General features: G+C 60.3%; 9 protein-coding genes. 6 read left to right on the top strand and 3 right to left on the bottom strand.

Annotation, left to right across the window (positions count from 1 at the left end):
• Positions 1-11 precede the first annotated feature (11 nt).
• Complete coding sequence (gene mgtA, locus EGY12_RS09560; RefSeq protein ID WP_123893238.1) at positions 12-2,720, bottom strand: magnesium-translocating P-type ATPase; 2,709 nt, start codon at positions 2,718-2,720, stop codon at positions 12-14.
• A gap of 423 nt (positions 2,721-3,143) precedes the next feature.
• Between mgtA and treR the strand changes: the two genes are divergently transcribed.
• The 3 genes from treR (at position 3,144) to treC (ending at position 7,506) form a co-directional block, all read left to right on the top strand.
• Positions 3,144-4,091: a trehalose operon repressor TreR gene (treR, locus tag EGY12_RS09555; RefSeq protein ID WP_049198762.1), complete on the top strand. Its 948-nt coding sequence runs from the start codon at positions 3,144-3,146 to the stop codon at positions 4,089-4,091.
• 137 nt (positions 4,092-4,228) lie between these two features.
• Positions 4,229-5,644, top strand: coding sequence for a PTS trehalose transporter subunit IIBC (treB, locus tag EGY12_RS09550; RefSeq protein ID WP_019453304.1), 1,416 nt, complete (start codon positions 4,229-4,231; stop codon positions 5,642-5,644).
• Positions 5,645-5,841: 197 nt separating this feature from the next.
• Positions 5,842-7,506 carry an alpha,alpha-phosphotrehalase gene (gene treC, locus EGY12_RS09545; protein ID WP_123893237.1) on the top strand — a complete coding sequence of 555 codons (1,665 nt, stop codon included), beginning with the start codon at positions 5,842-5,844 and terminating at the stop codon, positions 7,504-7,506.
• A 28-nt stretch (positions 7,507-7,534) separates the two neighbouring features.
• Here treC and EGY12_RS09540 read toward each other — a convergent pair whose 3' ends face one another.
• Positions 7,535-8,059 (bottom strand): NAD(P)H-dependent oxidoreductase, encoded by a 525-nt coding sequence (locus tag EGY12_RS09540; RefSeq protein WP_060427301.1) that lies wholly within the window; start codon positions 8,057-8,059, stop codon positions 7,535-7,537.
• A 106-nt stretch (positions 8,060-8,165) separates the two neighbouring features.
• Between EGY12_RS09540 and EGY12_RS09535 the strand changes: the two genes are divergently transcribed.
• From EGY12_RS09535 to nrdG, 3 genes are all read left to right on the top strand, one after another.
• The gene (locus EGY12_RS09535; RefSeq protein ID WP_123893236.1) at positions 8,166-9,080 is read left to right on the top strand and encodes a LysR family transcriptional regulator; all 915 of its coding nucleotides are present in this window, start codon (positions 8,166-8,168) and stop codon (positions 9,078-9,080) included.
• Between the two features lie 244 nt (positions 9,081-9,324).
• Entirely contained in the window at positions 9,325-11,463 is a 2,139-nt protein-coding gene (gene nrdD / locus EGY12_RS09530) for an anaerobic ribonucleoside-triphosphate reductase (protein WP_004933403.1), read from the top strand.
• 167 nt (positions 11,464-11,630) lie between these two features.
• Positions 11,631-12,095, top strand: a complete 465-nt coding sequence (gene nrdG, locus EGY12_RS09525) for an anaerobic ribonucleoside-triphosphate reductase-activating protein (RefSeq protein WP_123893235.1) — start codon at positions 11,631-11,633, stop codon at positions 12,093-12,095.
• Between the two features lie 180 nt (positions 12,096-12,275).
• Here nrdG and EGY12_RS09520 read toward each other — a convergent pair whose 3' ends face one another.
• Positions 12,276-13,277 (bottom strand): hypothetical protein, encoded by a 1,002-nt coding sequence (locus EGY12_RS09520; protein WP_123893234.1) that lies wholly within the window; start codon positions 13,275-13,277, stop codon positions 12,276-12,278.
• Positions 13,278-13,493 lie beyond the last annotated feature (216 nt).

Below are 13,493 nucleotides of genomic sequence, written 5' to 3'. Positions count from 1 at the left end.
GGGCGAGCGGGTTATTGCCAGCCGTAGCGGCGCACGAACCAGCCTTTCACGCACTGGGTCAGCACCATGTAACCGGCGAGGATCAGCACCAGCCACGGGAAGTAGTCGAGCGGCAGCGCCTGTAGCTGCAGGAAGCCGGCCAGCGGCGAGAACACCAGGCCGATGCCGGTGGCGATCACCGCCAGCGTCATGATGCACAGTGGCCAGGACGGGCGGCTCTGGATAAACGGAATTTTGCGCGTGCGGATCATGTGCACGATCAGCGTTTGCGACAGCAGCCCTTCCACGAACCAGCCGGACTGGAACAGCGTCTGCATTTCCGGCGTATTGGCCTTGAATACCCACCACATCAGGCTGAAGGTCAGCACGTCGAAGATCGAGCTGATCGGCCCAAAGAACACCATAAACCGCCCCAGATCGCCGGAGTTCCAGCGCTGCGGTTGGGTAATCTGATCGTCGTCGACGTTATCGAACGGGATGGCGATCTGCGAGATATCGTACATCAGGTTCTGAATCAACAGGTGCAGCGGCAGCATCGGCAGGAATGGCAGGAAGGCGCTGGCGATCAGCACGCTGAACACGTTACCGAAGTTGGAGCTGGCGGTCATCTTGATGTATTTCAGCATGTTGGCGAAGGTGCGGCGCCCTTCGATCACCCCCTGCTCCAGCACCATCAGGCTTTTTTCCAGCAGGATGATGTCCGCCGCTTCCTTGGCGATGTCCACCGCCGAATCGACGGAGATGCCGATATCGGCCGCGCGCAGCGCCGGCGCGTCGTTGATGCCGTCGCCCATAAAGCCCACCACGTGCCCCTGGCGGCGCAGCAGTTTGACGATGCGCTCCTTGTGCAGCGGCGTCAGCTTGGCGAACACCGTGGTGCGCGCCGCCGCCTGCGCCAGCTGCTCGTCGTCCATCTGCTCGATCTCGCTGCCGCGCAGCAGGTGCTCGGCCGCCAGCCCGACGTCCCGGCACACTTTGGCAGCCACCAGCTCGTTGTCGCCGGTGAGGATCTTCACCGTGACGCCGTTCTGTTTCAGCGCCGCCAGCGCCGGTGCGGTGCTCTCCTTCGGCGGATCGAGGAAGGCGACGTAGCCTTCGAGGATCAGATCCGACTCGTCCGCCACGCCGTATTCGTGGGTTTGCGCCGGCAAGACCTTGTTGGCCACCGCCACCACCCGCAGCCCCTGCTGGTTGAGATCGTCGGTGATGCGGCGAATGCGCGCCAGCAGCGCCTCGCTGAGCGGGATCACCTCGTCTTCGTGGCGCACGTGGCTGCAAATCGCCAGCATCTCTTCCAGCGCGCCCTTGCACACCAGCTCGTGATACTCGTTGTCCTTGGCCACCACCACCGACATGCGGCGGCGCACAAAGTCGAACGGGATCTCATCCACCTTGCGGTAGTGCTGCAGCGCCTCCGGCTGCTGATTTTGCTCCGCGCAGCTCAGCACCGCCACGTCGAGCAGGTTTTTCAGCCCGGTCTGGTAGAAGCTGTTCAGCCAGGCGTAGCGCAGCACCCGCTCGCTGCTGGCGCCGAACACGTCGGTGTGGCGCTCCAGCACGATCTTGTCCTGGGTCAGGGTGCCGGTCTTGTCGGTGCACAGAATATCCATGGCGCCGAAGTTCTGGATGGCGTCCAGGCGTTTGACGATCACCTTCTGGCGCGACAGTTTCACCGCCCCTTTGGCCAGCGTCGAGGTGACGATCATCGGCAGCATTTCCGGCGTCAGCCCGACCGCCACCGACAGCGCAAACAGCGCCGCCTCCCACCAGTCGCCCTTGGTGTAGCCGTTGATCAGCAGCACGATCGGCGTCATCACCAGCATAAAGCGGATCAGCAACCAGCTGACCTTGCTGATACCGCTTTGGAAGGCGTTCGGCTGCTCATCCTGGCTGGTGACGCGCTGCGCCAGCTGGCCGAAATAGGTGCCGCCGCCGGTGCCGATCACCATCGCCAGCGCGGTGCCGCTGACCACGTTGGTGCCCATGAAGCACAGGTTCTGGCAGTCGAGCGGATCGGCCGCCAATGCCTGCGGCGCCGCGGATTTTTCTACCGGCAGCGATTCGCCGGTCAGCGCCGCCTGGCTGATGAACAGATCCTTGGCCGACAGCACGCGCAGATCCGCCGGGATCATGTCACCGGCCGCCAGCTTGATGATATCGCCCGGCACCAGCTGCGCGATCGGCAGCTCCACGTGCTCGCTCTTGCCGGTGAGCGCATCGCTGCGGATCACCGTGGCGGTGTTGCTCACCATGGCCTTCAGCGCATCGGCCGCCCGGTTGGAGCGCGCCTCCTGGATGAAGTTCAGCAGCGTGGAGATCAGCACCATCAGCGCGATCACCAAGGCGCCGGTCAGATCCTCGGTGGCGTAAGAGATCATGCCGAGCGCGGTCAGCAGCAGGTTGAACGGGTTGCGGTAACAGTGCCAGAGGTGTTGCCACCAGGCCTCTTTCTGCTGATCGTCGATGACGTTCTCGCCGCAGCGCTGGCGCACCTGTTCCGCCTCATGAGCAGTGATGCCTTCCGGGTGGCTGTGGAAACGCTCAAACAGCTGCATCGTCTCTGCGGCGGCGCATTCCAGCCGCTGCTGTGCCAGGCCGGCCGGCATATCGCGCACGGCGCCGCCGACGCTGTCCAGCAGGCTGTCGCGGTGCACCAAACGGCGCGGAAGGCCGCGGGCGAACAGACCCAGCAGCTGACGGGGGAGTTTTTTCAGTTTCATGGTTCGCACCTCGTCGCCCGGTGCCTCACGGCAGCGGGTAAACGGGGATCGTCATCGGCCGGGCGGATGGCGGGCACGCCAAACAGCCTCTGCCAACGCAGATCCTTATTCTTTTTTTCAGCAGCAGGAGCGAACGACGAAGCGCGCGCCACCGGTTACCGTGATGTACTTCACCGGTAAAACAGCAGCGCCAGGCGGAGAGGTTTTACCGGTGAACCGAGTGAGTGTCTAAAGCAGTCGGGTCGGGGTCCATATGGGGTATAACCTCCGGTAAAGGGAAAAACAGAGCGGCAGGAGCGGCCGTTCATCGCAATGTCACAATCCCGTTTTGCATCAAGATCCGCGTCGGAAAATGAGCTATGCTGACGGGCATTCATTATTGGCCGTCAATTTACGCCTTACAACCTAAACGACAAGTAAACCATGCAAAACCGGCTGACCATCAAGGACATCGCACGCCTGAGCGGCGTAGGCAAATCCACCGTCTCACGCGTGCTGAACAATGAAGGCAGCGTGAGCCCGCAAACCCGCGAACGGGTGGAAGCGGTGATCCGTCAGCAGGGGTTTACCCCCTCCAAGTCGGCGCGCGCCATGCGCGGCCAGAGCGACAAGGTGGTGGGCATCATCGTTTCCCGTCTCGATTCGCCGTCGGAAAACCAGGCGGTGCGCACCATGCTGCCGCTGCTGTATCAGCAAGGCTTCGACCCGATCGTGATGGAGAGCCAGTTCGAAACCCGCCTGGTACAGGAGCACCTGCACGTGCTGCGCCAGCGCAACGTCGACGGGGTGATACTGTTCGGCTTCACCGGCCTGACCGCGGCGATGCTCAAACCGTGGCAGGAAAAAATGGTGGTAATGGTGCGCGAATACGACGGCTTCTCGTCCGTCTGCTACGACGACGCCGGCGCGGTGAACCTGCTGATGGATCGCCTGTACCGGCAGGGGCACCGGCATATCGGCTATCTGGGGGTGCAGCTCAGCGACGCCACCACCGGCCAGCGCCGCTATCAGGCCTACCTCGACGCCTGTGAACGCCTCAAGCTCACGCCGCGCGCCACGCTGGGCGAGCTGAGCTACCAGAGCGGTTTCCAGCACGCCGCCGAGGTGATCGACTCGCACACCAGCGCGCTGATCTGCGCCTCCGACAGCATCGCCCTGGGGGCGATCAAATACCTGCAGCAGCAGCCGGCGCGCGCCATTCAGGTGTGCGCCATCGGCAACACCCCGCTGCTCAGCTTCCTGTTCCCCGATACCCTGTCGGTCGAGTTCGGCTACGGCAGCGCCGGCCTGCTGGCGGCACAGCAGCTGCTGGCGCAGCTCAGCGGAGAACAGGGGATCCGCCGCCTGGTGGTGCCCAGCAAACTTTCCTGACGATCTGCTTGGAATTTGACCATTTTTTGTCATTTTGTGATCCTCGCCCCAAACCGGGAACGTTCCCATTTCATTCAAAAAGCCGAGTGGCTAAGCTTTGATCATTACTCAGTCAACACCTCTGCAGGTATCCCATAATGAGCAAAGTAAAACAGCAGGATATTGATCGCCTGATTGTTTTGGTCGGCGGCCGCGAGAACATCGCCACCGTCAGCCATTGCATTACCCGGCTGCGTTTCGTCCTCAATGACCCCAGCAAGGCCAGCCCCAAAGAAATCGAAGAGCTGCCGATGGTCAAAGGTTGCTTCACCAACGCCGGGCAGTTCCAGGTGGTGATCGGCACCGACGTCGGCGACTACTATCAGGCGCTGATCGCCAGCACCGGCGTCAACGAAGCCGACAAGGAACAGGCCAAGGTCGCCGCGCGCCAGAACATGACCTGGACCGAGCGCACCATCTCCCACTTCGCCGAGATCTTCTTCCCGCTGCTGCCGGCGCTGATCAGCGGCGGTCTGATCCTCGGCTTCCGCAACGTGATCGGCGACATCCCGATGTCCGGCGGCCAAACGCTGGCGCAGATGCACCCGGCGTGGAAAACCGTTTACGACTTCCTGTGGCTTCTCGGTGAAGCGATCTTCATGTTCCTGCCGGTGGCCATCTGCTGGTCGACGGTGAAAAAGATGGGCGGCACGCCGGTGCTCGGCATCGTGCTGGGCGTCACCCTGGTGTCGCCGCAGCTGATGAACTCCTACCTGCTCGGCCAGCAAACGCCGGAAGTGTGGAACTTCGGCTGGTTCGTGATCCAGAAAGTCGGCTATCAGGCGCAGGTGATCCCGTCGATCCTGGCAGGCATGGCGCTGGGCTGGATCGAAACCCGTCTGAAAAAGATCGTTCCCGACTATCTCTATCTGGTGGTGGTGCCGGTGGTTTCGCTGCTGCTGGCGGTGTTCCTGGCGCACGCGCTGATCGGGCCGTTCGGCCGCATGATCGGCGATGGGGTTGCCTGGGCGGTGAAAGCGGTGATGACCGGCAGCTTCGCCCCGGTGGGCGCCGCGCTGTTCGGCTTCCTGTATGCGCCGCTGGTGATCACCGGCGTGCACCAGACCACGCTAGCCATCGACATGCAGATGATCCAGAGCATGGGTGGCACCCCGGTATGGCCGCTGATTGCGCTGTCCAACATCGCGCAGGCCTCGGCGGTGCTCGGCATCATCATCATCAGCCGCAAGGCCAACGAGCGTGAAATTTCGGTGCCGGCGGCGATCTCCGCCTACCTCGGCGTGACCGAACCGGCGATGTACGGCATCAACCTCAAATACCGCTTCCCGATGCTGTGCGCGATGATCGGCTCCGCGATCGCAGGCCTGATCTGCGGCCTGGACGGCGTGATGGCCAACGGCATCGGCGTCGGCGGCCTGCCGGGCATCCTGTCTATCAAGCCGCAGTTCTGGCTGATTTACTCGCTGGCGATTCTGGTGGCGATCGTCATCCCGCTGGTGCTGACCATCATGGTCTACAAACGCAAGGCCGCCCGCGGCGAGCTGCCGGTTTAATTGACGCAAAATACGCAACATGAATGTAGGGGCTGGAAATACCCTATAGCTTTCGAGCTGCAGCTAGGCGGCAAGGGTGCAAATCCCCAGGAGCTTACTCAAGTAAGTGACTGGGGTGCAGCGCCGGCAGCCAACAACGCTGCAGTTTGAAAGATGAAGGGTACGGGCCCGTTGTCACGATTCAAAGGTATACAGCTATGAGCAACCCAACCCCCTGGTGGCAGAACGGCGTCATCTACCAAATTTATCCGAAGAGTTTTCAGGACAGCACCGGCAACGGCTACGGCGATTTGGCCGGCGTGACCCGGCGGCTGGACTATCTGCAGGAGCTGGGCGTCGACGCCATCTGGCTGACGCCGGTCTACGTATCGCCGCAGGTGGACAACGGCTATGACGTGGCGGACTACTGCGCCATCGATCCGGCTTACGGCACGATGGCGGACTTCGAGCAGCTGGTCGCCGCTGCCCACCGGCGCGGCATCCGCATCGTGATGGACATGGTGTTCAACCACACCTCGACCGAGCACCCGTGGTTCAAGGCCGCGCAGGATCGCCACAGCCCGTATCGCCAGTTCTACGTCTGGCGCGACGGCGACGGTGAAACGCCGCCGAACAACTGGCGTTCCAAATTCGGCGGCAACGCCTGGCAGTGGCACGCCGACAGCGGCCAGTACTATCTGCACCTGTTCGCCGTCGAGCAGGCGGATCTCAACTGGGAACACCCGCCGGTGCGCGAAGAGCTGAAGAAAGTGTGTCAGTTCTGGGCGGATAAAGGTGTCGACGGCCTGCGCCTCGACGTGATCAACCTGGTGTCCAAACAGCAGAACTTCCCGTCCGACAGCCAGGGCGATGGCCGCCGCTTCTACACCGACGGCCCGCGCATTCACGAGTTCCTGCAGGAGATGAGCCGCGACGTGTTTCAGCCCCGCGGCCTGATGACGGTGGGCGAGATGTCTTCCACCACGCTTGAGCATTGCCGGCAGTACGCGGCGCAAAGCGGTGAAGAACTGTCGATGACCTTCAACTTCCACCACCTGAAGGTAGACTACGCCGGCGGTGAAAAATGGACGCGGGCGGCGCCGGATTACGTGGAGTTAAAGCAGATCTTCCGCCACTGGCAGCAAGGGATGCATAACCGCGCCTGGAACGCACTGTTCTGGTGTAACCACGATCAGCCGCGCATCGTGTCGCGCTTCGGCGATGAAGGCGCACTGCGGGTGCCGGCCGCCAAAATGCTGGCGATGGTGCTGCACGGCATGCAGGGCACGCCTTATATCTATCAGGGTGAAGAGATCGGTATGACCAACCCCGGCTTCCGCGCCATCGAGCAGTACCGCGACGTGGAAAGCCTGAACATGTACGCCGAACTGAGCGCCCAGGGCCGCAGCGACGCCGAACTGCTGGCGATCCTGGCCGACAAATCGCGCGACAACGGCCGCACGCCGATGCAGTGGAGCGCCGCGCCGCACGCCGGTTTCACCACCGGCACGCCGTGGATCGGCTGCGCCGAGAACTACCCGCAGATCAACGCCGACGCGGCGCTGGCCGATCTCGACTCGGTGTTTTACGCCTACCGCCAGCTGATCATCCTGCGCAAGCAGTATCCGCTGCTGACCCACGGCGACTATCAGGATCTGGCGCCGGATCACCCGGCGCTGTGGTGCTATCAGCGCAGCTGGAACGGCCAGCGCCTGCTGGTGGTAGCCAACCTGAGCCGCGAACCGCTGGCCTGGGCGGCGGAGGGCGTGGAAGCCTCCGCCCAATGGCGCCCGCTGATGAGCAACTACAGCGACTCGGCGGATCAGCCGCAGGCGCTGACGCTGCGGCCGTTCGAAGCGGTGTGGTGGCTGCTCGAAGACTGACCCCACAGGGCGCGGCGAGCGCTGCGCCCTACAATGTCCCCATCAGCGCCACCACCCCGGCGGCCGCTTGCGCCAACTGCTCATCGCTCATGTCGCTCACGCCCTGCACCAGATGCGGCGGCAGATAATCCATGCCGGTCAGGTTAGCCAGCGCGTGGAACGGCAGCAGCAGATCCTGCACCGGATAGCGGTTGTAGCCTGCCGGCGTGTAGGCCTGCGCGTTTCCGCCGGTGCTCACCACCAATTGCAGCGGCTTGCCGTGCAGTTTGGTGCCCTCGCTGCCGTAGGCGAAACCATAGGTTAATACCGCGTCCTGCCATTCACGCAGGATCGCCGGCGAGCTGTACCAGAAAAACGGGAACATCATCACCACCGCATCGTGGCTTTCCAGCAGTGCCTGTTCGCGCGCCACGTCGATGCGGTAATCCGGGTAAGCGCGGATCAGTTCGTGCACGGTCACGTTAGGCAGCGGGCGCACGGCCTCGATCAGCGCCTGGTTGATGCGTGACTCGTCGGGGGTGCGGTGGGCGGTTAACACTAAAATGCGTGACATAAAGGATTCCTTGAACGTAAAGAAGATGAGGCATTTTTCCATTTCTGCCGCTTCGGGTGTAGGCTGTTCAAGGTCACTTCAATTTCAACCGAAAGTATCAACCACTATGTCGCTGCCCTTTGACGTGCACCGCCTGCTGCCGGCCTTCCTCGCCGCCGCGCAGGCGCAAAATTTCTCCGCCGCGGCCCGCCAGCTGGGCGTCACGCCGGCGGCGGTCAGCAAAAATATCCGCGCGCTGGAAGAGAAGCTGGCGCTGCGGCTGTTTCAGCGCAACACCCATAACGTGCTGCTGACCGACGAAGGCAAAGCGCTGCTGGCGCAGGTGGCGCCGCTGTGGCAGGCGTTGGCGGCGACGCTGGAAAGCGCCGGCGGCGAGCGGCAGGCGCCGGCCGGGGTGGTGCGCGTCAGCATGATCCCCGGCTTCGGCCGCCAGATGCTGATGCCGTTGATCCCGCAATTTCTGGCGCGCTACCCGCAGATCGATCTCGATCTGTCGCTGGACGCCCGGGTGGTGAATCTGGTGGGCGAAGGCTTCGACGTCGGCATCGGCAGCCGGGTCGATCCCGACAGCCGGCTGGTGGCGCGCCCGCTCTACCCGATGCACATGGCGCTGGCGGCGTCGCCCGACTATCTGGCGCGGCGCGGTGAACCGCAAACGCCGCACGATCTGCTGCGGCACGACTGCCTGCTGCACCGCAACCCCGGCAACGGCCGCCACGTCAAATGGCAGCTGCGCCATCAGGGCGAAACGCTGGCGCTGGATCTGAACGGCCGATTGGTGGTGAGCCGCCCGGAAATGTTGCTGGATGCGGCGCTGGCCGGGTTGGGCATCGTCAACCTGGCGCGCTGGTACCTCGAAAAGCACTTCGAACAGGGCACGCTGCGGCCGGTGCTGGCGGAATGCTGGCCGCGCCCGGTGCAGCTGTGGCTCTATTACGCCTCGGCGGATCTGCCGCCGCGGGTGCGCGTCTGGGTCGATTTTCTGCTGGCGCATTTTCGCGATCGGCCGACGGGCGATTGACGACTGTTCAGCTAGCGCACGCTCTTCCGTTTTCCTTGTTCTACATCAAAAGAATCTCGCCAATATCTATATATAGTGCATTAAGAATTGCGAACACCTATATATAGTAGTTATCCACAAAATCATCCACACGCCGCCACAGCCCTTGCGCGCTGCGGCTTTGCCCTGTGGATAAGCGAAATTTGACGGTTGCTCGCCACGCCAGGCGGGTATGAACGCTCCCTCGGGGAACAAGGAGTACAACGTGAAACCAGTAGTGATTAAGCGGGACGGTTGCCAGGTACCTTTTGACGAAGCGCGCATCGCGCAGGCCATCGAGCGCGCCGCGCTGGCGGTGGGCGTGGTCGACGCCGACTACTGCGCCACCGTCGCCCGCGTGGTCGCTCAGCGCATGGAGCAGCAGCCGCGCGTCGATATCCACGAAATCCAGCAGGCGGTGGAAAACCAGCTGATGGCCGGCGAGTACAAACAGCTGGCGCGCGCCTATATCGAATACCGCCACGATCGCGACGTGGCGCGCGAGCTGCGCGGCCGCCTGAACCAGGAAATTCGCGGCCTGGTCGAGCAGAGCAACCGCGCGCTGCTGAACGAGAACGCCAACAAGGACAGCAAGGTGATCCCCACCCAGCGCGACCTGCTGGCGGGCATCGTCGCCAAACACTACGCCAAGCAGCACATCCTGCCGCGCGACGTGGTGCTGGCCCATGAACGCGGCGAAATTCACTACCACGATCTCGACTACTCGCCGTTCTTCCCGATGTTCAACTGCATGCTGATCGATCTGAAAGGCATGCTGACCAACGGCTTCAAGATGGGCAACGCCGAAATCGAGCCGCCGAAGTCGATCTCCACCGCCACCGCCGTGACCGCGCAGATCATCGCCCAGGTCGCCAGCCATATCTATGGCGGCACCACCATCAACCGCATCGATGAAATCCTGGCGCCGTTCGTCGACGAGAGTTTCCGCAAACACCTGCAGGTGGCGGAAGAGTGGCAGATCCCGGACGCCAAAGGCTATGCCATGGCGCGCACCGAGAAAGAGTGTTACGACGCCTTCCAGTCGCTGGAGTACGAGGTCAACACCCTGCACACCGCCAACGGCCAGACGCCGTTCGTCACCTTCGGCTTCGGCCTCGGCACCAGCTGGGAATCGCGCCTGATCCAGCGCTCGATCCTGAAAAACCGCATCGCCGGGCTGGGCAAAAACCGCAAGACCGCCGTGTTCCCCAAACTGGTGTTCGCCATCCGCGACGGCCTCAACCACCAGTACGGCGATCCGAACTATGACATCAAACAGCTGGCGCTGGAGTGCGCCAGCAAGCGCATGTACCCGGACATCCTCAACTACGATCAGGTAGTAAAGGTCACCGGCTCGTTCAAAACGCCGATGGGCTGCCGCAGCTTCCTCGGCACCTACGAGCAGGACGGCGAGCTGGTGCACGACGGCCGCAATAACATCGGCGTCATCAGCCTCAACCTGCCGCGCATCGCGCTGGAGGCGATGGGCGACGAGTCGCGCTTCTGGGCGCTGCTGGATCAGCGCCTGCAGCTGGCGAAAAAGGCCCTGATGACGCGCATCGCCCGGCTGGAAGGCATCAAGGCGCGGGTGGCGCCAATCTTGTACATGGAAGGCGCCTGCGGCGTGCGGCTCAAGGCCGACGACAACATCGCCGACATCTTCAAGAACGGTCGCGCCTCGATTTCGCTGGGCTACATCGGCCTGCACGAGACCATCAACGCGCTGTTCGGCGGCGAAAATCACGTGTATGACGACGAGGCGCTGCGCGCCAAAGCGGTGGCGATCGTCGCGCGGCTGCGCGCCGCCGTCGACGCCTGGAAGGACGAGACCGGCTACGGCTTCAGCCTCTACAGCACGCCGAGCGAAAACCTGTGCGATCGCTTCTGCCGGCTGGACACCGCCGATTTCGGCGTGGTGCCGGGCGTCACCGATAAGGGCTATTACACCAACAGCTTCCACCTCGACGTGGAGAAGAAAGTTAACCCATATGACAAGCTGGACTTCGAGGCGCCCTACCCGCCGTTGGCCAGCGGCGGCTTCATCTGCTACGGCGAATACCCGAACCTGCAGCATAACCTGAAGGCGCTGGAAGACGTGTGGGACTACAGCTACAGCCGGGTGCCTTACTACGGCACCAACACGCCGATCGACGAGTGCTACGAATGCGGCTTCACCGGTGAATTCTCCTGCACCAGCAAAGGCTTCACCTGCCCGAAATGCGGCAACCACGACTCGGCCAAGGTCTCGGTCACCCGCCGGGTGTGCGGCTATCTCGGTAGCCCCGATGCCCGGCCGTTCAACGCCGGCAAGCAGGAAGAGGTGAAACGCCGGGTGAAACACCTCGGCAATGGGCAGCTCGGCTGAGAAACGCCGCGCAGCCTATGCAGAAGCCTGTTTATCAGGCGTGGTTGTCGCAGCCAGTTTGCCTTCGCCAGCGCGCACAAACCGGAGCGTACACGCAGTACGTGAGGATTGGGAGCACTGCCCGGAGGCAAAATGGCCAGTAAAATAGCCTGATGGGCGGGCCTCACATGAATTATCACCAGTATTATCCGATCGACGTCGTCAACGGCCCCGGCACCCGCTGCACGCTGTTTGTCGCCGGCTGCGTGCACCAGTGCCCCGGTTGCTACAACAAGAGCACCTGGCGGCTCAACTCCGGCCAGCCGTTTACCCCGGAGTTGGAAGAGCGCATCATCACCGATCTGAACGATACGCGCGTGCCGCGCCAGGGGCTGTCGCTCTCCGGCGGCGATCCGCTGCACCCGGCCAACGTCCCGAGCATCTTAAAGCTGGTGAAACGGGTGCGCACCGAATGCCCCGGCAAGGATATCTGGCTGTGGACCGGCTACCGGCTTGCGGAGCTGGACGAGCAGCAAATGCAGGTGGTGGACAGGATCAACGTGCTGATCGACGGCAAGTTCGTGCAGGATTTGAAAGACCCGGCGCTGATTTGGCGCGGCAGCAGCAACCAGGTGGTGCATAGGTTGCGATGAGCTAGCAGTACGTATCTCGACATGTGTTAGCTCTAGCTTGACTTCGCGCAGCTAGGGCACAGAGCCAATCTGATGGGCGGATCTGTGCCAAAAGCAGACGTTATTAACACTGTGGTGCGTTAATAATGTAGGGTAGAACAGCTCCCAGAGCTTTATAAAAAAATAAAAGAGTTGTTATTTCTATTCAACCTCAACTTTTTCGACAACAAAGCCATCTTTGCGGAAAAAATCCAAAACTCGTTCAATGTTACCTATACCCCATTGATTGGATATGACTATTATTTCACCTGATTCGAGCTCAATAAGATCATCATCATTCATATGGTATCTATTCTTTCTCTCATCACTAATACATTCAGCTAAAGCTATCGTACGATTTTTTATGACTCCAAATAATTTTTCCCTCAGTTCATCGAAGTTAGCAGGATTATTCTTCTCTATCCAATCAGTAAAGATCTCCAAAGCAAGATTCCTTTTATTTAGGACAAGTCCTTTGTATCTATAACTTGAGTAATCCTTTTCTGATTTTTTAGAGTTGGCAATCTGCTCTATACGCTTCTCTCTAAATCTAACTTGGTATTCGTTCAGCTCTGGGACCGGTATTATCTGCTCAGCATTAATTAGAACCTCACCTTTAAAACTATAAGGTGTGATTTTCACGCAGCTAATATCAACACCTTTATCTCTTAACCAAATCGCCGTAGTAGTAAGTTCCTTACTAAACCCAGCCGATGCCAATATAACTCTTATATCTTTACCAAAGTCGACAAGCTCCGTATCTTGAATCTCAACAAAGTCTAGTATTTTTTCTTTAGCATCAATATCAACATTATTCTTAGAAAGGTAGTCCTGATAATACTCACATGCTTTAGAAAAACTCATAGTAGATATCATCGCCGCATACCTTAATGCTTGGAGTTCCATATGAGCACCAAACTCATCACGTTTTAATTCTATTACTACAAGGTTTGCCTGTTTATCAATGGCTAATATATCAATCCTTCTCCGACTATCTTCCCAGTCAGAAAATTCTTCGGCGATGACAAGACAATCGGGTGCCAATATGGTGATGTTATTTTTAATTGCCGTTTGCAAATCATAACGCTCTTGCAATCCCTCAATAGAAAACGAGGTTCTCTCTAAAGGTGTCAATATTTTGTTGGAAATGTTATATAATGCCACAAAAACTCCTTTTTAAACCTAACTGAATATCACTAAATAAACCGTCAAATATCACTCTTCTTATTAAGAAGATACCTCTAGTGTGACTTGTGCGCCAATGAGAAATTCACGTATTCTCCCTGCTCAGAGCCGCCTGGCAGTTCTATATGTAGACACTGCCAGCCCAGAACGAATCCCCCTCAACCCCCTCCTCGATAACGCACCCGGATTTTCGCT

This window comes from Serratia sp. FDAARGOS_506 (assembly GCF_003812745.1).
Taxonomy (GTDB): Bacteria; Pseudomonadota; Gammaproteobacteria; order Enterobacterales; family Enterobacteriaceae; genus Serratia.
Note: the sequence above shows the minus strand (reverse complement) of the source record. Positions and strands in the feature narration are given on the sequence as shown.